Consider the following 23,176-nt stretch of genomic DNA (forward strand, 5'->3'; position numbering starts at 1 on the left):
TAAAGAACCTTCGTTGCCTCGCGAAGTCACACCGTTGCGCAGAGTCGTCCGGCGGACCCGAGCAAGCCGCTCGGGTCAGGCGACACGACCTCAAGACCGGCAGGCAACGGCTCGGCCTTCATACAACGCCAACGCCGAACAGAGTGCTGGTCGAGACACACGCCGCCCGGCGCATCGACGTCTGCTTCCCGGCCGCATCGACGACTTCGAGGATTCGACCCGACCCAGAGAAGCACGCGCGCTTGGCCACAGTTCGGATGGCCATCATCTGACGCATCGATTCCGCCGACAGCTGCCTCCGATTTCCAGCAAGGTCCGAGGGCTGGCTCCGGGGTGAATGCAGATATGCCCCAAATGGACGGCACCCCCATCGAGGGAGTGGCGCCTTCCATTGGATCCGCCGCTGCAGAAGTAGGGTCGATGCGCCCGGCGATCTGCAGAGCCGCTCGTTCTCCCTCGACGACTCCCCGCTCGAGCGACTCGAGGATGGCTCTGAAACTCGTGGAAACGCGTTCCGAGAAGGATGCCGGGATCTCGCTCGGAAATGAAGCCTTGGAATAGCCCGGCCCGGAAGAGGCACCCTCAGATCACAGGAGAAAGAGCCCACCTCACGGCCTACACCTGGCGATCTTCGATCCCTCCCTCCGGGCCGGGCTGATCGAATACCAGGTCATTGGCAATGGCGGCGAGCAATCCGCCGCCACACAACGTTCGCACCAGATCCCCGGCGTCGAGCTGTTCGGCGCCCTGCCACTGTTTGTCAGTCTCGTTCCAGAAGGGGTGGTCCTCGGTGGTGACCAGACGCTGACCGGCAATGGTGACGACGTAGAGATCGTCGTCGTGGACCCAAATGGTTTTGATCGCCCGAGCACCGCGTTCCCCGGTCTGAGGGTCCTCAGCGAGCACCCGGTCGCCTTCGCGAAGGTCCTTGAATTTCTTGCTGCCGCCATCGGCCAGAAGGACCTCAGTGTCCTCACTAAAGCTCTTCTTGAAGCAGGATTCCGCGACCTCGGCAGCATCGTCGGCGTGCTTGGCGGCGTCACCCTTCTTGCTCGCTCTAACCGCGTTCCAAGCCTTCTTCCCCCAACCCGCGATCTTTCCGACGCCGACGAATTGTCCGAAGAAGAACGCGCAACCTGCGGGGCTGCCGTCCTCGATGCAGGCAGTGCCGTCGCTGGCGCTGAAGAGAATATCGGCCGCGTTGGCCAGCTCTTCGTCTGTCGCCGGCCGGAAACCGCGGCAGCCGTTGGGGCCGAACTGGTAACAGTAGGCCTGGTATTCCTCCAGAACCAGCTGATCCATGTCGATATTCTTGTCGGCCTCGGCACGGCTGATCTGCCCGTCGTAATCCTTGTCCCTGTCGCTGGAGTTCTGCGGATGGCCGCCCAGCCCGATCTTGAACTTCTCCTTGCCGGCCGGGTTGCATTCCTGGCTGTTCTTGAACTCGCCGTCGCAGGCTTTCGTGGTGTTGTAGTTCGGGTCGTGCCAGGGCCGCGGCTCCAGCCCGTCAGGGTCGCTGAGGGTGATCGGGCTGTTGTTGGCGTAGGAGTAGCCGTTCCACTGCTGCGGATCAGCCAGGTTCTGCAGCGGGTCGACGGAGATGAACCGGCCGTTGACCGGGTCGTACTCGCGGGCGCCCAGGTGGGTGAGTCCCGCGTTGTCGTTGGTGCCACCGACGTAGCCACGAGTGTTGGGCCAGGCCTCGATGGTGGCGCCGCGAGGCGTCCCGTACGGCGTCTGGCGCCGGGTGGTGACCTGCTGGGTCGCCGCGTTGACGGCGATGTTCGCGATGCCCTGGTGGTCGGCCGACAACCAGGTCAGACCGGCGTTGGTCCTTGAACCGATGGTGCCGTTGGTGTGGCTGTAATACCGAGTGGCGCCGGTGGTGGCAGTGCTGTTGGTGTAGCGGATCTCCTGACCCGGCAGGTACAGGGTCCGGCCGCCCGGGTCCCGCTGGATCAGCCGGTTGCCGTCGCCGTCGTAGATGTAGGTGGTGGTGCCGGTGTTGTCCGTGGCGGTGTCGACGTGGCCTTCCGGATCCCACGTGAGCGTCTGCGTTCCCGCACTCGGCGTCGGCCGGGTGAGGGTGTTACCGGTGGCGTCGTAGGTGTACGAACCGGGTCGCGCCCCGGTCGTAGCGGTCACCGCATGCGGACGCACGCTCGCCGCGCCGGACGCCGGGTACTCGTACCCGGTGGTCGAGGTGTTGGAGGCCGTGTGCAGTGTCTCGGTCTTGCGGTTGCCGAGAATGTCGAAGGTCCAGCTGTACCAGTACGGCGCGGGCCCGCCCAACCCGGTCGAGGACGGTGCCGCGGCGCAGTCGCCGCTGGTCGGGGTCCATGCCTGGGTCATTCGAGCGAGTCGGTCGTAGGTGAAGCACTGGGTGTCGTCGACGCCCTCGGGCGCGGCGTCGGAGATCCTGAGAATGTTGCCGGCGTGGTCGTACTCGTAGTTGGTATCGCTGAGGATGTACGGCGCAACCGAGTCCCGATCGGTGCGGACGTTCGTGACCCGACCGGTCGCCGGGTCACGGGTGTACTTGGTGTAGACCCGCCCGCCGGCGCCCGTGCCGGTGTACAGCTTGACCTGATCGAGCTGGCCGAGCGCGTTGTAGTCGGTGCCGGTCACGTACTGCTGGCCGATCGTGCCGTAGAGGCTGTCGACGGTCGTCGGCAGGCCGAGGCCGCCGTAGGCGAAGGTCAGCGTCTCCGGCTGCAGCCCGGTGTTGGTCGCCGGGACCGTGCTCGATGCGACCGACCCTATGAACCACCTTGCCGATCCGGGCAATCTTCGACCCTCGTGGGCCGACAGAAGGGCCTCCCCTTTCAGGTCCGAGACATGACGGTCCCATCCGCAAAAAGGTAAAGACCCCACCGTCAGGACTGGCCCAGGCTAGGGACGTCCACCCGTCCTTCCATTGAAGCAACACGACGGGTAATGGCCTGCCGACTACACTGAGTTCGCTTCTCGCCACAAGAAGCTCGTCGTCTCTATTCAATTTTCTGCGACCTTATGAGCAGTCGCGTTCTGCTTGCGGCGGCCGCATTGACCGAGGGCCATGACACCGAACTTTACCCAGTATCCGATACTGTTCCAGTGATGAGATTTCGCTTCGAGTTGCGCCCGCCGGATGAGGTGGAGCCGTGGGACGGCGACCCTCCGATGCTGCACTGGTTCGGATTGACCGACGGCTGGTACTGGATTGAGGTCGGCGAGTACGACCTGCTGCGCCGGACCGGCGTCGAAGACCCGCGACCCTACATCGACTACCAGGTGGCCCGGCTCTGGGAAGATGTCAACCTCGTCAGCCCCGCGGCACTGGAACCAGTGCCCGACGATCTTCTTACTTTCATCGCCTCCGATTCCGAGTCATGGGTGTACAACTGGCTCCAAGATGTGGCGGTACGAGATCAAGGGGCTGATCACAACGTTCCCGAACATCCGTCGGTCGTCGCAGCTCTGTGGCATGGGGAACACAATCTCGATTTCAGCTACCTACTGAATCCGCCTCGCCTTCGTCTATGGCGGTCGATACGCGGCGGTAACGACGAAGTGACCGTGGACTGGCAGCACAAGGACGACGGCCGGATAAGTTTCGCCGCCGGTGCGGCAGTTCGGTGCAGTATCCCCACCACGGAGTACCTCGATGCCGTAAGAACCTTCGACAGAGAGTTTCTCGCGGCCATGAGACAACGGATCGAAGAACTGGAAGACCGTGGCGGAATCCCCGGCGTAGAAATCGACCTACCAGGATTGCGACATCAACAGGATCAACGCACTAGGTGGCTCACTCGCAATCTCGACCGCCGCCTCAACACCGACTGGAATGCCGTCCGGAAAGGTGCCGGCATACTTCTCGGTACCGATAGCCACGCTTAGCCGTAATGTTCCGGCAGGAGATCACTCGTGATTCCTCATGCCGTGACATCACGGCATGCCATACCATGACGACACCTTGACGAACCCGCTCTCAAATCAGAGAACGGCCCGGCCGGAGCCGGGCCGTTCTCATCAAGACATCCCTACAATGAAACGGTGAAGACTACTTCCAGCCTGCTTTCAACTTCCCCTTGTCATTGAATATACCCTGCCCCACGAATGCGCTCTTCACTTTCTGGTCAAGCATTTCCCAGGTCACCTGGAAGCCGTGGTACGTCGCATTATGATTATCCGGCGCAAAGATGATGATTTCTTTGTTGACCTTGTCATAAGCAGCCCTTCGACCGCTCGGCCCATTGATCAAAAATGATTCGTCCAGCATTTCCTGCCCCCGCGTGGGGTGAGGCCCGATCGATGTGCCCAGAACACCGTGGTCGTGCTTCTTGTTGTTCTTGTAGTTCATCTTGGGCCCGAACGGCACCCGCGGGCATTCATCATTGTGCACCAGGACCGGTGTTGTACCGGCGAGCACATAGTACGTGTGCAGGTCAGCGACTGTGAGGTTGTACGCGGGCGCAACCCGATGAACGCTCCGGTCGAAGCCGTCGACGCGAGCTGTGCCGACGGGGGTCTGCACGAGGTCGCCCGTGTCGAGCTTCTCCGCGAACTGCCACTGCTTGTCGGTCGCGTTCCAGAACGGATGATCCTCCGTGGTGACCAGGCGCTGGCCGTCGATGACGATGACGTAGAGGTCATCGTCGTGCACCCAGACCGCTTCGATCTCACGAGGCCCGCTCTCACCGGTCTCAGGATCGGCGGCCAGGACCCTGTCACCCTTACGAAGGTCCTTGATTGCCTTGCTACTGCCGTCTGCGAGAAGGACCTTCGTGTCCTCGCTGAAGCTCTTCCTGTAACAGGATTCGCCGAGTTCGGCCGCCTCATCAAGATGCTTGGCGGAGTCGTAGATCTTCGCGATCTTGCCGACGCCCACGAAGCCGACCACCAGCCAGGCGCACGCGCCCCATCCTTCGCCGGCGAAGCAGTCCTCGGCGTCACCGACACTGGTGGCGTCCTTCAGGAATTCGTTGCCCTGCTGGATCTTCGCCTTTTCACCGTTCTCACAGGCGACCTGATTGTTGTAGCACCAGGTCTCCTGCTGGATCTGTTCGTGGTAGAGGTCGTTCACCTTGTTGTAGGGAACGCCGAACTTCTCCTGCGCGGTGTCATCGACAGTCTTCTTGCCCTCGATGATCTCGCCACTGGTGTCGTACTTCTGCTCGGTGGGCTGATGGAAATGCGGATGCGGATCGTAGTTGCCGCACGGGACATCGAACCCCGTCCCGCACGCCGGCCGCAGACCGGTCGGGTCGCTGAGCGTGATGGGACTGTTGTTGGCGTACGAGTAGCCGTTCCACTGCTGCGGGTCGGCGAGATCCTGCACCGGGTCAACGGAGATGAAGCGGCCGTTGACCGGGTCGTACTCACGGGCGCCCAAATGGGTCAATCCAGTGTTGTCCTTGGTGCCGCCGACGTAGCCACGGGTGTTCGGCCATTCGATGGTCACGCCGCGGGGTGTGCCGTACGGCGTCTGCCGCCGCGTGGTGGCCTGCTGGGTGGTCGCGTTGATCGCGATGCCGGCGGTTCCTTGATGATCGGACGACAGCCAGGTCAGACCCGTGTTGCTGCGTGACCCGATGGTTCCGCCAGCGTGGCTGTAGTAGCGGGTGCAGCTGGTGGTGGCGGTGCTGTTGGTGTAGCGGATCTCCTGGCCCGGCAGATACAGGGTCCGCCCGGCCGAATCGCGCTGGATCAGCCGGTTGCCGTCAGCGTCGTAGATGTAGGTGGTGGTGCCGGTGTTGTCCGTGGCGGTGTCGACGTGGCCTTCAGCGTCCCACGTGAACGTCTGTGTGCCCGAGTTCGACGTCGGCCGGGTGAGGGTGTTACCGGTCGCGTCGTAGGTGTACGAGCCGGTGCGAGCGCCGGTGGTGCCGATCACCGCGTGCGGACGGACACTGGTCGGGCCGGAGGCCGGGTACTCGTACGTGGTGGTGGCGGTGATGGAGGCGTTCCGGATGGTCTCGGTCTTGCGGTTGCCGAGAGTGTCGAAGGTCCAGCTGTACCAGTACGGCGCGGGACCACCCAGCGCTGTCGCCGACGGCGCCGCGGCGCAGTCACCGCTGACCGGTGTCCACGCGTGCGTCAGGCGAAGGAGCTGGTCGTAGTCGAAGCACTGGATGTCGTCGGCACCTTCGGGCGCGGTGTCGGCGATTTTGGTGATGTTGCCGGCGTCGTCGTACTCGTAGCCGGTGTCGCTGAGGATGTACGGCGCGACGCTGTCCCGGTCGGTGCGGATGTTCTTGACCCGCCCAGTCTCGATCTCCCGGGTGTACTTGGTGTAGACCCGCCCGCCTTCACCCGTGCCGGTGTAAAGCTTGACCTGGTCAAGCAGGCCGAGCGCGTTGTAGTCGGTGCCCGTGACGTACCGCTGGTTGGTGGTGCCGTAAAGGCTGTCCACCGTCGTCGGCATACCGAAGTCGTTGTAGGCGTAGGTCAGCGTCTCGGCCTGCAGACCGGTGTTGGTGGCCGGAATGGTGGTCGACTTGACCGAGCCGTCGATGTTGTAGGTGGTGGCGTAGTTGTAGATCCCGCCGACACCGGTCTCGGTGTCCGGGATGATGATCTGAGTCTTGGTGGGCTGGTAGCTGTCGTTGAATTCCAGCGCCTTCGACTGGTACGAGGCGGAGCCGACGAACCTGGTCGACTGGGACAACTGCCCCTTGGCCACCGTGTCGTAGATCCACTGGGCACGCTGTGTGCCACCGACCCGGGTGTCGTAGGCGTCCGACTTGCGGCCTAGCGCGTCGTACAGGTAGGCGACCTTCTTGTTCCGCGCGTCGGTCGACGTCAGCATGTTGCCGGCGTTGTCGTACGTGAACTTCGTGATCCCGCGGTCCGGGTCATCGACCTGAATCTGCATGCCTCGGATGTCGTACGTGTAGACCCAGTCGTTCTTGGCATGGTCGACGACCTGGGTCTGATAACCACGTGCGTCGAACTTGTACTCGGTGCCGACCCAGCTGCCCGCGATGTACGGCGTCGGCGTGGTGCCGTTGTACTGGCGCAACTCGATCGTCCGGCCGCGGGCGTCACTCACCGTGGAGGTAGCGGTGCCTCCGGACGGTGGGGTGACGTCCACGCGGTCGCCGCCGTACGCCGTGGTGGTTCGCCATCTCTCGACGCCGTAGGGCTGGAAGATGCTCGCCACCGTCCGGCCCGCCCCGTCATAGACGTTACGGCTCTGCGTCGGCACGGCGTTCTGGTCGCTCGTGGTCAGCAGGGTGCCACCGGGGTTGCCACTGGTGTGGTAAGCACCGTAGTTCAGGATCTCGCGGCCGACCGTGTCGTAGAACATCTCGGTTACGACCCGCCCACCCGACGGCGACGGCGCCTGCGTCTGACGGGGACGTAGCAGACCGTCATAGAGCGCGTAGGTGGTCACGTACGCACCGGAGGCGTTGAGCACCGAGGTGGTGACCACCGAGGGTGTGCCTGTATTGAGCGTATAGGCGTACTTCAAGTGGGGTGCGTCGGTGCCCTTGGCCCGGCCCGGATTCCACACCGAGGTCAGGCGGCCGAGAGCATCACGCTCGGTGTCGGTCCGTTTGCCGTTGGCGTCGACGACGGCGAGCGCCACCCCCCAGGCCGGCTCAAGCATCGCCTTGGTCTCGTGGAGCAGCGCGTTCTTCGTCACCGACTCGGTGAGCGGCCCGTCGAGCGCGGGCGTATACGCCGTTGTGGTCGTGTAGTTCCGGGCATCGGTCACAGCGGTGGGCCGGCCATGTGCGTCATAGGTGGTCTTGGCCGCCGCGACGAACGTGGGCGATCCGCTGTTCCAGGCCGAGATCATCTGGGTCTGCGTCCCCAGGCCCTTGACCGGTGCTGTCTCGAACGCGGCGCCGTCGTACAGGGTGCGGGTCTCGCCGATCACCTGCTGCTCGGTCAGCGTGCCCGTCGTCGCCGAGCAGGCCACCGCGTAGTTCTGGGTCCGGTGCGCCCGGTCCATGATCCACGCATCGGCGTTGCGTGGCGTGTAGTCGGTCTTGGTGCACCGCTCGTCGCCGGGAACGCCGTCCTGACCGAGGTCCTCGACCTGCACGATCATGCCGAACTCGTCGAACGTGTTGACCGTCTTCGTGACCCGCTCACCGCGGCCGCCGTCCAGGGCGACATGGCTGGTCGTGCTGGCGGTGCCGGTGTACCGGGCGGCCACCGTGTCACCGTTGATGGTGCGCGTCGCGGTCGGCGCCGACGCCCATGGCGTGTTCCTGACCCGCGAGACCACGGCGCCGCCGGGGCCGTTGTAGGTGATCGTCTCGCGGGTCTGACCGGCGAACCAGTCCTCGTCCGCGATCCCGTCCACGCTCACCGGCTTCACACCACCGGCGGCGTTGAGCCGGTCACCGTTCATACCCCGGAAGTAGCGAGTCTCCGAGTACGTCTGCGGGTCACCCGAGTCACCGGCCGTGACACCGACCCGGCCGTAGCCCCGGTAGTTCGACCACGTCTTGAACTTCTTCTTCGTCAGACCGTCGTCGTCGCTGTAGTGCCAGGCCGCACCGTCGAAGTAGGTGTACTTGAACACTTTGCGCGGACTGCCGACCGGCGGCGCGCCACCGGTGTTGTCCTGCTCATAGATGGTGGTGACGACGTACTTGTTGAACCAGTCGGTGACCGGCTCCTTATACCCTTCCGGCACCCACCGCACCGGATAACAGCGGCTCGTGTTCGTCTCCGGAGTGGGTGTGGCGCCCGCCTTGCAGTCCTGGTCCGAGTACTCGACGGAGATCGTCCCGCCGCTCTCGGTCCGGATCCGCGCGATGCGCATCCAGTTCATCCGGCCGGCGAAGTCACCGATCACATCGACCCGGTTCGCCCGCTGCACCGGGGTGAACTCGACATCCGGCACACTCGCACTGCCACCGACCAGGCCGGTGTAGGACAGCTTCGACAACCACAGACCCGCCCGCGTCCCGTCACCCGGGTCCGGGAACGTGTGCGTCAGCGTCCACCGGTCGACGTTGCGGTAGCTCGAGCCGTTACGAAGCTGGGTAGTGACGCTTGCCAGTCGCTTCGTCGACCAGAACGTGGGTGAGAAGTTGTCCTCACACGTGTCACCGGTGCATTCGGAGTCCCACGGCACATCCGGCCACCGCGTCGCGTTGTGCGTCGCGCACTCGCTCAAGCAGCGATCCGCATAGCCGAAATCGACCCGCATCGGCGCGATCGTGTCGTGCACGTTGTCGGCGCCGTTGACGGTCCGGGTGCCGTAGTCGATGCGCTCCAGCCACGACTCCCGGTCATACGAGGCGGCATCGTCCTTGTCCAGGTTGCGGCCGTACTTGTTGGTCGCCTTGCCGTACCAGTACGACATCGAGTTGCCGAGCGGGTCCACGACGTAGTCGAGGTTCCAGCGCCACGCCTGCACACAGTCCGAGTCGATGAACGCGGTGCCGTGGCAAGGCTCGCCGGCGTCGTTGCCGAACACCGGAGCCGTCGACACCGAGTTGGTCACCGGCTTGCCGGTGCTCCAGCCCGGCACCCGGTTGAGGCCGAACCAGTACTGCACGCCACTGGTGGCAGTCAGGACCCAGTACTCGCCGTTGTTGTCACCGTTGGCCGCGCCGGTCCTACGCTCGATCCGGCTGCCGTCCTCGCTGCGCAGGTGCCACCGGCCGTCAGCCGAGTTGTAGATCAGTTCCCCGGAGTGACCGGCCAGCGACAGCGTCGCGTTGTCGGTCTCCCAGCACAGGTCGCCGGTCTTCTCCTTGTTGTTCGCCGAGTCGCCCATGTCCTGGGCGCATCCCTGGTAACGGCGCTCGATGAAACCGCCGGAGCCTTCCTCGAAGCCCTCACCGATCCGGGACGGCTGGTTGTTCGAGGCGGCGTGCCGGCCGTCGACCGACTGCGACGAATACGACAGGCCCACCTGCGGCGTCGGGCCACCCAGCGACGGCGGCATCCGCATCGGGTAACTCCACGTGAAGTCACCGGAGTTGCCGCCCGCCGACCAGGTCGACGACGCGTTCAGCGTCGTCGCCGAATAGTCACCGGCCGGACCAGAGGGAGCGGCCGAGGCTGCGACCAGCGACGACGCGCTGGACACCGCGACATCGGCCGACAGCGTCTGCGCCTTCGTGTCGTTGCTGGTGTCCAGCGGCGTGCCCGCACAGCCGGCCTTGTCCGGCGTCGTCAGCGCGCACGCGGGCAGGGACACCAGCCGCAGCCGGCTGGACCAGTCCGCACCATATGCGGTCGCGAAGGACTTGTAGTCGAGGGTGACCTTGGTCTTGCCCGGCTCCGCGACACCGTCGGCACGGCCCATGCGCAGCAGGACACCGCGGACACCGGCCTTCTCGGTCGCCTTGCGGTCCAGCACCTCCACCCGCACCCGCGACGGAGCAGGCTTCGTCGACCGCGCAGCCTGCGCCTGCGCCGCCTGCTCCACCCGAACCGGCAACGAGCCCGCCTCACCGGAAGCCGGAAGAACCTCTCCCCCAGCCTTCGGCCACACCGGCGCTGCCTTCGCGGACGCCGGCGCCGGATCCGCCAGCTTCGGCGCCGGCTCGATCTTCGCCGCCTTCACCGGAACCTTCTTCACCGGCTTGACCGACTCGACCTTGTACGGGTCCGGCTTCACCGCCATCGCCGGGGCATGACCCAGACCCAGGACCAGCACAGCGGACAAACCCGCCGCCAGGGCGATACGCGGCCTGGACAACAACCTTCTGCCCGCAGGCAGAGTTGACTTCATCACACACTCCGGAGAGTCAGAAGAGCGGATCACGCGGCGGGAACAGGCTGGATGCGCAGGGCGTAACCCGGGCGCAGAACGGTGAGCCGGTCGGAGTACTCCAGCTCGGACGCACCACCCCAGGCGTCGAGGCCGATCCAGGCCGCGCCGCCGGAGTGCGCGAAGCCGGCGCCCGGGTTGGCGTAGGCGTAGGTGAAGCCACCGGCCTCGTCGATGATCGCCTGGAAGCTGACCCGGGTGCCGGCGTCCTCGTGGTGGCGCATGTCGCGCCACTCCACCACGAACTGCCGGTTCGGGGCGGTGCCACGGACGGCGGTCCGGACACTCGACGTGCTGTCGGCTTCCCAGTTGCCGGCGAACGGGTACAGGCCGCCGTCACCGAGGCCGAGCGCACCGGCACTGCCGACCGACATGGTGGTGTACGAGGCCCCGTAGAGCGTGACCGGGAAGGCCAGGGTCACGTCCGTCCAGGTGTCGTAGCCAGCGGCGACCGTGGTTCCCGAACTGAGCGGGGCGTAAGTGTGCGGGGTCTCGGTGATGGTGTAGCGATCGGCGGCGCGCAGGATCGACAGGTCGAAGTCGACCGGTTCGCCCCCGGCGCCGACCACGGCCGGCTTGGTTGCTGTGCCGGCGCAGTCGCCAGAGGCGACGGTGACTAGCACGGTGTGTGCCTTCGACGGCACATCGGCGAGGACGTAGGCGCCGTTCGCGCCCGTTGTCGCGGACCTGCCCACGGCCGTCACTGTGGCACCCGCCACCGGCTGGTCGGCGCAGGTCACCGTGCCGGTGATGGATCCCGTCGCCGGGGCCTTGGCTGCGAAGGTGATGCTCAGGCCGTCCTCGAGCGTCTCGCGACGGTCCAGGTACTCGAAGCCGATCACGCCGCCGGGGCCCTCGATGCCGACGACGCCTCCCGCGCCGCGTGAGTTCGGGTTGTCGGCGAGATCGGTGTAGCGGTACTCGATGGAGCCGTTCTCGCTGAAGATGATCTCAAAGGTGGCCCGGGCGCTGTCGTTGTTGTACTTGTGGACGTTGCGCCACTCGACGATCCACTGCCGGTTCGGGGCGGTGCCGACAGTCTGGGTTGCGATGGCACCATCGCCGTCGACCACCCAGTCCTCCCAGAAGGCGTACGCGGCGGCGTGCGGCGCGGCCTTGTCACCCTCGGAGGGGATCGGGCCGGGGAGGCTGCTGGTGGCGCCTTCGGGGCTGAAGGTGACGAAACCGTTGCTGCTGATCCACGGCCTGGTGGTCGTCTCGCCGTACAGCTTGATCGGGAACGGGGCGGTCGTCTGCCAGGCCGCGTCGTCGCCGGTCCAGTCCTGCACGGTGCCGGCGGTGATGAACTCCTGGTTGCCGGTGGAGCAGTTGTAGTGGGGATCCGCGTCGTAGTTCAGCGACAGGTCGACCTTCAGGTCGGTACCGCCCTTGCGGACCGTCGCCATGGCGTACTGGCCGAGGCAACGATCGGTGTCCGGGTCGGCGCGGAGCTCGTACTGGCCGGGCGGGATGTTCCCGAATTGGAAGCTGCCGTCGGCGCCGGTGTTCACGGTGAGGCCGAGCGGCTCCAGCGTGACCGGTGTCGAAGCGACGGGGTTGGTGGTGACCGCCTCGGTGAGCACGCCGTTGATCACACCGTTCGGCGCTGGCGTGTAGGTCATCGAGCTGTTCGGCGTGAGCAGCCCCTCGGCCATCGAGTGCAGCTGCGACACCGCGGGGTTGTCGGTCTCCATGCCGAGCCTTGCCTTGCTGCCCTTCTGCAGGTCGGTGGCCATCGCGCCGTAGTGGTAAACGGCCCGGCCGTCCTCGTGCAGGATCACCTCGAACGTGGAGCGCTCGGTGGTGCCGGCGAACAGCGCGTTGCGCCACTCGATGGCGAACGACCGGTTCGGTGCGGTGCCCATGGCCTCGGTACGCACGCTGGCCGAGCCGTCGATGATGAAATCGTTCTCGAACACGTCGAGGTAGCCGCCGCCGACGCCGATCCAGCCGTCGGTGTGGACCCGGACGGTGGCGTCGTCGACGCCGTAGAACTTCATCTCGAACGGCAGGGTGATGTCGAGGGTTTCACGCTGGCCGGTCAGCGGCAGGACCGTGTTCGCCGGCACGTAGCCGGAGGCGCCGGTCGAGCAGGCGTAGCCCATCAGTCCGTAGTCGGCGCCGAGTCGCAGGTCACGAACGGTGTCGGCGGTCAGGTCAACGACCGTCTCGACCTTGGTTCCGCAGCGGCCGTCCTGCTTGGTCGACACGGTGTAGCTGTCGTCGACCAGGCCGGGGAAGGCATAGGTGCCATCCGCGGCCGTGGTCGCCGTCAATCCGCTCGGGTCGATCGACACGGTCGCGCCGGCCACCGCCGCTCCGGCGGCGTTGGTCAGCCGGCCGGTCAGGTTGTGCATCGGGAGGACGCCGGCGTTCGGGTTGGTGAACACGACCGCCTTGTTGTCGCCGAGCACGGCCTCCTTCTCGGAGTACGCGAACCCGTCCTCGCCGGTCGGGTCCTCGATCCCGACGATCGCGTTCGCGCCCTGCTCGGCGGCGTTGTCGAGGCCGGCGTAGTTGGTGGTCACCGTGCCGTCGGCGCCGAGCGTCACCGAGAAGCTGACACGCTGCGCGGTGTTGCCCTTACGGTGCACGTTGTTCCACTCGATCAGCACCTGCCGACCGGCGCCGGTGCCGGTGACCGCGGTGCGGACGTTGGCGGAGGAGTCGACCACGAGGTCGTCCCAGTAGGGGGCGATCACACCGTTCGGGTCGACGACATCACCGAGGCCCCCGCTTCCGGTGTACGGGTGGGAGACGCACTCGCCCTCGAAGAAGACCAGTCCGTTGGTGTCCACGCAGACGCTCGGGTAGGCGGTGCCGAAGAACGGGAACGCGAACGGCAGGGTGATCTTGGTGGCCGCGTCGTCGCCGGTCAGGGGCAGGACCGTTGTGCCGGTGGCATACGTGGTGGTGCGCTCCTGGCACAGGTGCCCGGCCGCGCTGCCCTTGCTGAAGACCCGCAGCGCCAGCGTCACGGGGTTCTTGCCGACCGTGACCGGGGAGCTTCCGGCGAAACCGCAACGGCCCTGGTACTCGGCCCGCGCGACGTAGCTGTCGTACGGCAATTGCTCGAAGCCGTAGATGCCGTTGCCGTCGCTGGTCGTGCTGCGGTCACCCGGCTTGAGGCTGACCTTGGCGCCGGTGAGCGGCATGCCGCCCTCGTCGGTCACCGGTCCGCTCAGGCTTCCGGCCGGGGCGATCACCGTGAAGCCGAGCTGGGTGGTCGGGCCGCGTCGCAACGCGTCCTCGGACGCGGCGAAGAGCAGCCGGTCACCCACGGTGGCACCGACGCTGACGTTGACCGACGCGGCGCCACCGGCCGTGCCCAGGGTGATCGAGCTGCCCAGGTTGTCGGCGTCGAGGCTGTAGCGGTACCGGGTGACGTTGGTGTCGCCCTTGGCGTCGAACGTGACCCGCAGCGTGCCGTTCGGGTCGATCTCGGAGCCGTTCGGGAAGGAGATCACCGGCTGGAGCGGCATCGCTTGCTGGACGATCGACTCGGTCTTGGCGACCGAGTTGTAGATCTGCACGTCGTCGACGAGACCGTTGTAGTAGCCGCCGTCGGCGCCGTTCCACTTCGCCTTGCCGACGGTGATCGGGCCGGTGGCGTTGAAGCCGGCCGGCAGGGTCGCGGTGGTGGTCTGGGCCACGCCGTTGACGTAGAGGGTCAACCTCTTCGTCGAGGCGTCGTACACGCCGGTGAGGTGGGTCCACTTGTCGGCGGTCGCCGCGACGTTCGACACCGCCGAGTAGACGGCCGCGTTGTCCGCGTCGGTGTTGGCCATGGTGAACCGGAACTTGCCGTCGGTCTGGGCGCTGCCCAGGGTGAAGGCGGAGGTACGGCTGCCGTTGGCGGCGACCGCGATGTTCTGGCCGGTGCCCGTCGTGGTGACGGGCCGGACCCGCGCGGTGACGGTGAAGCTCGCGTCGGTGCGGACGGCGACCGTTGACCCAGTGCCGGTGTTGACGTAGGTGACAGGTCCGGGGGTGGTCGCGGTCTTGCCGGAATGACCGTCGAACGTCAGGGCCTTGCCCTCGGCTCCGCGTCCCGCGACCAGGCTCGTGCCGGTCAGGCTCAGCGCGTTGCCGTGGCCGGTGGTGTCGGGCGTCGAGGTGGTGGTCGCCTCGTCGAAGTTCCACGCCGCGGCCGGGCCGGAGCCGTGCAGCACGGTGAAGGTGTAAGTGACCTGGCCGGAGAGGTTGCCGGCCTTGTCCTTGGCCCAGACGCGCAGCACCTTCTGGCCGTCGGTCATCGGTGTGAGCGTGATCGATCCGGTGAAGTCGGTGGTGTTGACCGGCACGGTCTGGGCGGCCTGGCTGACGCCGCCGTCGAGCGTCCAGGCGTACGAGGCGATGTCCTGCTTGCGCTTGAGGGCGTCCGCCTCGGACATGCCGGTGAGGACCGGTGCGGCGATCTTGAACGTGCCGGGGTAGCCGACCCCGCCGCTGGGCACCGTCGTGGAGTAGTCAGTCGACGACAACCCTCCGGGCGCCGGTGGTGGCGTCGCGTCGATGGTGAACTCGCACGTCTTCTCCGACCAGGTCTTGCCCTGGACGTTGGCGGCGACGCGGTCCTCGGTCAGTGCCCGCCAGGCGTACGTGGTCTCGTCGTTGAGCGTCGGGAAGGTGCCGGTCACGTTGCCGTTGCTGCCGTTCGCCTGCGACACGGCGTTGTTGGTGTTCGGTGCGCCACCCGGTACCGGCCACCAGTAGAAGTAGGTGTTCATGGTGTTGTTGTCCGGGTCGGACTGGTAGCCCGTCGCCGTGATGCCGGTCCGCTTCGCCACGTACGGGCGGCCGGCTCCGGTCACACAGGCCTTGTTGCCGTCGGTCACCTGGTTCTTCAGGGCGTTCGGCTTGCGGTTGAACGTGACGGACAGGCGCGCGGTCGAATGCCGGTAGCGCTTCCACTGGTTCTTGGTCGACTCGTCTATCGCCTTCATGCCCAGCGTCACCGTGGTCTCGGCGTCGGTGACCATCTTGGTGACGTCGAATTCGACATCGCCGACACCCCGGCAGCCGTGCACCGCGCCGTACTTGCGGTCGGCGACCTGGGTGGCGTACAGGCCGGAGAACTTCGGCTGGTTGTTCCACGTGGTGGCCGACGAGATGCCGCCGGTCTCCCACACGCGCGCGCTGGTCTTCGGGCTACAGGTCCAGGACCAGCGCTGCTGGATGTAGAACTCGGCTTTGCTGACCGGGCCGGTGACCGCGGAGGTGTTCAGCCGGAAGAACGACCGGACGATGTGGTCCGCGCAGCCGGAGCAGTCCTCGGTGCGGCCGACACCCGCCGTCCCGGTGATCTCCCCGTCGGTCAGGGCGGTCGTGTTCTTCCAGAACGACTTGCTCGGGTACTTGCTCCACACTGACGTCCAGGCGCCGTCCGACAGCCAGCCGGTCACCTCGGGGTCGATGAAGACGGGGTATTCGGTGCGCGGGTCGGACAGCAGCGCCTTGTCCGGCGTCACCGTCAGCGCGTCTTTCTCCAGCTTCAGCGGCATGACCGCTTTGCGGGTGCGCTCGTCGGAGGTGTCGTCGACGGCCGGCGGCGCCTCCGGCGAAATGTTCCGCGCCGGCTGCGACTCGATCGACTTCGAGGAGTCCCACATCAGCGGAGCGGGCGCGGAGAACACCTCGTCGCCCTTGGCGTCGTGGACGCGCAGGCCGCCGGAGGAGTTCTTGCGGACCGTGACTCCCTTGGTCTTCAGACCGAACCTCAGCTGCTTGAGCTTCGAGCCCGTCGCGGCCTTGCGGTCCTTGACGACCAGCACCTCGGAGAAGCCGGTCGCCGACGCGGTGACCTGGAGGTCCACGTACGGCAGGACGCCCGGGTAGATCGCGGTGCTGCCCTTGAGCACCGGCTTCGGCAGCTTGCCGGGCCAGGTGAGGGTCATCTCCCGGCCGTCCTTGACGAGCCGGCCGACCACGTTGTTACCGCCGTTGGAGAAGGTCATCGGCAGGACGGTGGCCTGCGGCACGACGCCCGCGGACGTCCGCTTCAGCGTCGTGTCGATCGGCACCCAGCGCTTGCCCTGGCGGACCCGCTGCGGTTCGACGTTCTGCTCGAGCGTCGCCGTGCCGCCCTGGTTGGCGAACGTGCGTGAGTACTCGGTGCGCTCCGCCACGATCTCGACGGGACGGCCGCACTGCTCGGCCATCCGGAACGCGGTGATCTCGTCGGGCTGCTCCAGCACGCACGCCGGTGTGGCGGACGGAGCCGCTGCGGCGGGTGCGGCCGCAACACCGGCTGCGGACAGCCCGGTGGCGGCCAGTGCCGCCGCACAGAGGGCGGCCAAGGACCGCACTGATCGAACTCGGACAGCAAACATCGCCGTATCCCCCCGCATGCACCGGCGCCGAACAATCGATGCATTGAAACAGGCAAGATCAGCGATGTCTACGTCAGATTTCACACTCCGGAGACGGCCTGCCGCGGAGAGCTACGTCAAGCGGCGCGGTCACCCGGCGATATCAGCTCTCGGTGAGCACACCGTCCGACTCGATGTATTCCGCACCGGTCTCCGGACAGACCCAGACGTTGCCGTCCTTAGCGGTCAGCGGCCGCCCGGCGCGGCCGACCCAGCCGACGCGGCGTGCCGGAACGCCGACGACCAGGGCGAAGTCGGGGACGTCCTTGGTGACCACCGCGCCGGCGGCGACCAGGGCCCACCGCCCGACGGTTACCGGTGCGACGCAGACGGCACGTGCGCCGATCGCGGCGCCCTCACCGACGGTGACGCCGACAGCGGTCCAGTCGTCGCCGGTCTTGAGGCGCCCCTCGGGGGTGACAGCGCGCGGGTACTCGTCGTTCGTGAGGACCGCGGCCGGGCCGATGAACACGCCGTCGGCGAGGCGGGCCGGCTCGTAGACGAGCGCGTGGTTCTGCAGCTTCACGTTGTCACCGATCACAACCCCCGGGCCGACGTACGCGCCGCGTCCGATGTTGCAGTCGCGGCCCAGCGTGGCGTGCTCGCGGATCTGGGCGAGATGCCAGATTCGCGTGCCGGACCCGATCTCGGCCCGGTCGTCCACATCGGCGGTCGGGGCTACATTGACGGTCATATAGAACCTTCCCGGAAGATCGACGGAGATCGGGGCACAGGGTAACGGCCCGGCCACTCATCCGAGGTCAGCAAAACGACGATCCCGTCCAATCTGACCGTTGGGCTGCGTGAGCGCTGACCATCAGGCGTACCCCGAATGGCCGAAGGTATCGCGATGCCCCTCGGCTCCGTCCTAAATCCATCCGCGATCTGGCGCTCGGTTGCGGCGGATCGATAGCTTTCCCGACGGACTGCGTCGGCACCGTCCGTCCAACCTGCACGGACGCGTTCCCGCCCAATCTCCGACGAAACGGATGCTCGTGACTTCTCCGCTCCCCGCTCCCATCGGTGTGGCCGTCGTCGGCGCCGGCTACTGGGGCCCCAACCTCGTCCGCAACTTCCAGAACAGCCCCAACTTCCGGCTGCGCTGGCTCTGTGACCTCGACGTCGAGCGGGCCCAGCGGGTCCTCGGCGGTTACTCCACGGTCAGGGTCTCGGCCGACCTCGACGAGGTTCTCGCCGACCCGGCGGTGGACGCCGTGGCAATCGCCACACCGGCCGGCACCCACCTGCCGGTCGCGATGGCCGCACTGCGCGCCGGAAAGCACGTGCTGGTCGAGAAGCCGCTGGCCGCGACCTTCGACGAGGGCCTGCAGCTGGTCGAGGAGGCCGACAAGCGCGGCCTGACGCTGATGTGCGACCACACCTACTGCTACACCCCCGCCGTGCTCCGGATCCGCGATCTGCTCGCCGCCGGCGAGCTGGGCGAGCTTCACTTCCTCGATTCGGTACGGATCAACCTGGGCCTGGTCCAGCGGGACATCGACGTGATCTGGGACCTGGCGCCGCACGACCTGTCGATCCTCGACTTCGTGTTGCCGCCGTCGGTGCGCCCGATCGCGGTCGCCGCGCACGGCGCCGACGGCATCGGCGCGGGCCGGGTCTGTGTCGCCTATCTCACGCTGCAGCTGAGCACCGGCGCCATCGCCCACATCCACGTGAACTGGCTGTCCCCGGTGAAGGTGCGCACCGCGATCTTCGGCGGGTCGAAGCGGACCCTGGTGTGGGACGACCTGAACCCGAGCCAGCGGCTGTCGATCTACGACCGCGGCGTGGACGTGGCCTCCCCGGAGGAACTGGGCGAGGAGCAGCGGCGCGACATCCTGGTGTCGTACCGGTCGGGCGACGTGGTCTCCCCCGCGCTCGTCGAGCGTGAGGCGCTGCGGACCATGGTCGACGAGTACGCGCGAGCCATCACCACGGGTACTCCGGCGCTCACCGACGGTCGTTCCGGCCTTCGGGTGCTGGAGATCCTCCAGGCCGCCTCGCGTAGCCTTGCCGAGGGCGGAACCATGATCAAGTTGGACGAAGGGCACATGGCGTGACTGGTGTACAGATCGAGGGCACCCGTGCCCTCGTCACCGGCGGAGCGGGCACCATCGGCTCGCACGTCGTCGACGAGCTGGTCCGCGGCGGTGCCGCGGAGATCGTCGTTCTCGACAACTTCGTGCGCGGCCGGCGCGAGAACCTGGCCTGGGCGCTCGAACAGAAGAGCGACATCAAGCTGGTCGAGGGCGACATCCGGGACCGGGACCTGGTGCGCTCGCTGACCGAGGGCAAGGACCTGGTATTCCACCTGGCCGCGATCCGCATCACCCAGTGCGCCGAGGAGCCCCGGCTCGCCAACGAGGTGCTCGTCGACGGCACCTTCAACGTGATCGAGGCGGCCGCCGAGGCCGGGGTGAAGAAGCTGATCGCGTCGTCGTCGGCGTCGGTCTACGGCCTGGCCGAGGAGTTCCCGACCACCGAGCGTCACCACCCGTACAACAACGACACGTTCTACGGTGCGGCCAAGGCGTTCAACGAGGCCACGCTGCGCAGCTTCAAGGCGATGAAGGATCTGGACTACGTCGCCCTGCGCTACTTCAACGTCTACGGCCCGCGGATGGACATCTACGGCCTGTACACCGAGGTGCTGATCCGCTGGATGGAGCGCATCGAGTCGGGCACTCCCCCGCTCATCCTCGGCGACGGCCTCGCCACCATGGACTTCGTGCACGTGGCCGACATCGCGCGCGCCAACATCCTGGCGGCGGAGGCGGACGTCACCGACGAGGTGTTCAACATCGCCGCCAGCGAGGAGACCAGCCTCAAGGACCTGGCCGCCGCGCTCAGTGCCGTGATGAAGTCCGACCTGGTGCCGGAGCACGGCCCGGCCCGCGCGGTCAACGGCGTCACCCGGCGCCTGGCCGACATCACCCAGGCGGAGCGGAAGCTCGGCTGGAAGCCGCAGCTCACCCTGCACGAGGGTCTGCAGGGCCTCGTCGACTGGTGGCGGTCGTCCAAGTGATCCCGGTGATGATCCCCGACCTCGGGGAAGAGGAGGCCCAGGCCGCGGCCGACGCGATCCGCTCCGGCTGGGTCGCCCAGGGGCCGCGGGTCGCGCGGTTCGAGCAGGAGTTCGCGGCCGCGGTCGGCGCCGGGCACGGTGTCGCGGTGTCGTCCTGCACGACCGGTCTGCACCTGGCGCTCGTGCTGCTCGACATCAAGCCCGGTGACGAGGTCATCGTGCCGTCGCTGTCGTTCATCGCCACCGCCAACGCGGTCCGCTACGTGGGCGCCACGCCGATCTTCGCCGACGTGGACCTCGCCACCGGCAACGTGACCGTGGAGACAGTCGACGCGGTGCGCACCGACCGAACCCGGGCGATCATCGCCGTCCACCAGGGCGGGGTGCCGTTCGACACCGCGGCGCTGCGCAAGGCGGCCGACGGCTGGGGCGTCGGCCTCGTCGAGGACGCCGCCTGCGCGGCCGGCTCGACCGCCTACGGCACGCCGGCCGGCACCGGGGCCCGCGTGGCGGCCTGGTCGTTCCACCCGCGCAAGCTCCTCACCACCGGTGAGGGCGGCATGGTCACGGTCGACGACCCCGACTCCGCGGTACGCCTCAAGCGTCTGCGGGAACACGGCATGAACGTGTCCGCCGCCGACCGGCACGCGTCGAAGCAGCCGGTGCTCGAGGCGTACCTGGAGACCGCCTACAACTACCGGATGACCGACATCCAGGCCGCCGTCGGCCTGGTGCAGCTCGGCAAGCTGGCCGGACTGGTCGCACAGCGCCGCGAGCTCGCGGCCCGCTACCAGGAGCTGCTCGCCGACATCGACGGCCTCGTGCCGGTGCGTGACCCGGCCTACGGGCAGACCAACTACCAGTCGTTCTGGGTGCTGCTCGACGGCTTCAAGACCGGCCGGGACGACGTGCTGTCCGAGCTGGCGGCCCAGGGCGTCTCGGCGCGGCGGGGCATCATGGCCGCGCACCTCGAGCCGGCCTACGCCGATATGACGCCGGGCCCGCTGCCGGTCACCGAGCGGATCACGCGCGAGTCGCTGATCCTGCCCCTGCACCACAAGCTCACGCATTCCGACCAGGACCACATCGCCGGTGTCCTGCGGAGCCTCGCGAGCTGATCGGAAACGGCCGGCGGCCGCCACTCTCACCGGGTGGCGGCCGCCGTCGTCTCTTCGGCGGTTCGTCCCTGCCTCGCCCGCGTGGAGGCTGCGGTCCTCCCTGCCGCCTCACCTATGCGGAGGCGGCGGGAGGCCGGTGGTCAGTCCTTGCCGCTGATCACCAGCAGGTTGATCAGGAAAGCGACCGTCGCGGGCTCGGGTGTGATTCCGCCGCTCAGGACATCGTCGAACCAGGCGTCCCGGACCATGCCGGTCGTGCGCAGACCGGCGGCGGCGTCCGGCTCGGCACGCCAGTGCGCGACCACGAGGGCGGCCATCTCAGCGGCGCCGAGCTGGGGCCGGCCCTGGCCGCGCAGTTTCTGCCGGACCTTGCGGGCCGCCTTCTGAGCCGTCACCCGATAAGCCGCGGTCCGTGCCGCGAGACCCGGTTTGCCGAGCCGGTTCGGCACCAGTCCGGAGTCGAGCGGGACCGCGGCCAGGCCTGCGTCGAGCAGGCTGATCAGTCGCCCGGTGAGCAGGCCGTTGCGCTTCTCCTCAGGGCGTACCGCGTGGGCCAGCTGGATGAACCGCCGGTCGAACATCGGGTTGATGAAGTGCCGGTTCGCGGCCGCTACCGAGCCGTGCGCCCCGGACCAGCGCTGCATCCGCTGGTAGAGGTAGAAGTGATCGGTCGCCGCCAGCCAGTCCGACGGGTAGCCCTCGAAGGACTCGGTGATCAGTTCGAGCGATCCGGCCCGCGCGGTCGCCGCGAACTCCGGCTCGAGGGCGCCCACGTCAACGGCCTCGTTGGCGTAAAGCCGCCACGTCGCCAGCTTCTCGATCAGCTTGGGGCCGGTGACGGCGCCACTGGGTTGTCCGAAGTAGTAGAAGCCACGGCATGTCTCACCGCCCAGGCCAGACAGCCTGTGCCCCTGGTCAAGCTGCGCCTCGGCACGCAGCAGGGGGGCAAGAGCGAGAGGGCTGGCCATGCAGTCGAGGTCGCGCGCCGCCCGTACCGCCAGGTCATGGGCTTCGGAAGGGGTGATCGCGGGACCGTCGTCGAGCCAGTGGACGTGCAGGTTCATGCCGGTCAGGCCGGCGAGCCGGCCGGCGAACCGGGAGTCGGCGCCACCGTGCACGTCGAGCGTGAGCGCGGCCAGGCCTCTGCGCAGCTCAGGCGGGATGGCCGCGAGCAGCACCCGGGTGTCCTGGCCCCCGGTCAGCTGGAGCACCGCCTCGGGGTGGTCGCGCAGGTAGGCCTTGTGGAACTCCACCATGATCTCGGCCTGCTCGGTCGCGGCGGCCTCGATCGAGGGCGGCGGACCGTCGACGGCGAGGGACTCCTCGGCGTAGCGGTGGATCGTGACCCGGCCGTCGTCGAGGACCGCGAGGCAGCCGGCCGACACCTTGGCCACACCGTCGAACACGGTGCGCAGCCCGACCTGCCAGCCGACCAGACTCTGCACGGCGAGTGCCTGGCGATCCACATCGGCGCCGGCCAGCGCGGCGAGCGCCAGGGCGCTGGTGGAGACGGCGGCGACCCCCGCGCCCTGCCACCAGAAGAGCTGCTGGAAACCGAGCCAGTCGGTGGCCACGACGACCGGCGACGACGGGCCGTCGCTGTGGGCGGCGGCGAAGGGCGGGACGATCGCGGCGAGCTGTTCCCCGTCCACCTTGACGCCGTCGCGCAGCAGCGCTGCGAGCGACTCGGTGGGGAGGTCGGCGGTCCGGGTGCGGACCGCCTTGCCGAGACGCACGGTGAACGATCCCGCCAGGTCGACCCGGTCCGCCGGGTCGGTGCCGTCCATCGCCACCCAGCCGCCGGCGGTGCGGGTCACGACCGGGGTGCCGGTCAGATGTGCCAGAACGGCTGCTGACGGGGCCGCGGCGGGCGCCCCGGAAATCGCGAGGAACGACCTCACCACAGAATTCCAATCATATGCTCACCCTAGTG

General features: G+C 67.3%; 9 protein-coding genes. 4 read left to right on the forward strand and 5 right to left on the reverse strand.

Annotation, left to right across the window (positions count from 1 at the left end):
- Nucleotides 1–615 precede the first annotated feature (615 nt).
- Entirely contained in the window at nucleotides 616–2,628 is a 2,013-nt protein-coding gene (locus AB0G04_RS06540) for an RHS repeat-associated core domain-containing protein (RefSeq protein ID WP_360977447.1), read from the reverse strand.
- A 471-nt stretch (nucleotides 2,629–3,099) separates the two neighbouring features.
- Here AB0G04_RS06540 and AB0G04_RS06545 point away from each other — a divergent pair, with 471 nt between their 5' ends.
- Nucleotides 3,100–3,879, forward strand: a complete 780-nt coding sequence (locus AB0G04_RS06545) for a DUF5984 family protein (RefSeq protein ID WP_360977450.1) — start codon at nucleotides 3,100–3,102, stop codon at nucleotides 3,877–3,879.
- 163 nt (nucleotides 3,880–4,042) lie between these two features.
- Here the strand turns inward: AB0G04_RS06545 and AB0G04_RS06550 are convergent, their stop codons facing one another.
- The 3 genes from AB0G04_RS06550 to AB0G04_RS06560 form a co-directional block, all read right to left on the reverse strand.
- A complete protein-coding gene (locus AB0G04_RS06550) occupies nucleotides 4,043–10,657 on the reverse strand; it encodes a polymorphic toxin-type HINT domain-containing protein (RefSeq protein WP_360977453.1) in 6,615 nt (2,204 codons plus the stop codon).
- A 62-nt stretch (nucleotides 10,658–10,719) separates the two neighbouring features.
- Entirely contained in the window at nucleotides 10,720–17,028 is a 6,309-nt protein-coding gene (locus tag AB0G04_RS06555; RefSeq protein WP_360977456.1) for a carboxypeptidase regulatory-like domain-containing protein, read from the reverse strand.
- A 175-nt stretch (nucleotides 17,029–17,203) separates the two neighbouring features.
- A complete protein-coding gene (locus tag AB0G04_RS06560) occupies nucleotides 17,204–17,794 on the reverse strand; it encodes an acyltransferase (RefSeq protein ID WP_360977459.1) in 591 nt (196 codons plus the stop codon).
- 301 nt (nucleotides 17,795–18,095) lie between these two features.
- Here AB0G04_RS06560 and AB0G04_RS06565 point away from each other — a divergent pair, with 301 nt between their 5' ends.
- The 3 genes from AB0G04_RS06565 to AB0G04_RS06575 are packed head-to-tail and all read left to right on the forward strand — an operon-like array spanning nucleotide 18,096 to nucleotide 21,243.
- Nucleotides 18,096–19,160, forward strand: a complete 1,065-nt coding sequence (locus tag AB0G04_RS06565; protein ID WP_360977463.1) for a Gfo/Idh/MocA family oxidoreductase — start codon at nucleotides 18,096–18,098, stop codon at nucleotides 19,158–19,160.
- A complete protein-coding gene (locus tag AB0G04_RS06570; RefSeq protein ID WP_360977466.1) occupies nucleotides 19,157–20,125 on the forward strand; it encodes an NAD-dependent epimerase/dehydratase family protein in 969 nt (322 codons plus the stop codon). The genes AB0G04_RS06565 and AB0G04_RS06570 overlap by 4 nt, the downstream gene beginning before the upstream one ends.
- The gene (locus AB0G04_RS06575) at nucleotides 20,107–21,243 is read left to right on the forward strand and encodes a DegT/DnrJ/EryC1/StrS family aminotransferase (RefSeq protein ID WP_360977469.1); all 1,137 of its coding nucleotides are present in this window, start codon (nucleotides 20,107–20,109) and stop codon (nucleotides 21,241–21,243) included. The genes AB0G04_RS06570 and AB0G04_RS06575 overlap by 19 nt, the downstream gene beginning before the upstream one ends.
- Nucleotides 21,244–21,383: 140 nt before the next feature.
- On the opposite strand, the gene AB0G04_RS06580 is transcribed toward AB0G04_RS06575, so the two are convergent.
- On the reverse strand, nucleotides 21,384–23,144 hold the full coding sequence (locus AB0G04_RS06580; protein WP_360977472.1) for a hypothetical protein: 1,761 nt from the start codon (nucleotides 23,142–23,144) through the stop codon (nucleotides 21,384–21,386).
- Nucleotides 23,145–23,176: the final 32 nt, after the last annotated feature.

The sequence above is a fragment of the Actinoplanes sp. NPDC023801 genome, assembly GCF_040639655.1.
Taxonomy (GTDB): Bacteria; Actinomycetota; Actinomycetes; order Mycobacteriales; family Micromonosporaceae; genus Actinoplanes.

Excerpts from the sequence above, each read along its gene's own strand:
- AB0G04_RS06545 (WP_360977450.1), top strand. The coding sequence starts at position 3,100 with ATGAGATTTCGCTTCGAGTTGCGCCCGCCGGATGAGGTGGAGCCGTGG.
- AB0G04_RS06560 (WP_360977459.1), bottom strand. The coding sequence starts at position 17,794 with ATGACCGTCAATGTAGCCCCGACCGCCGATGTGGACGACCGGGCCGAG.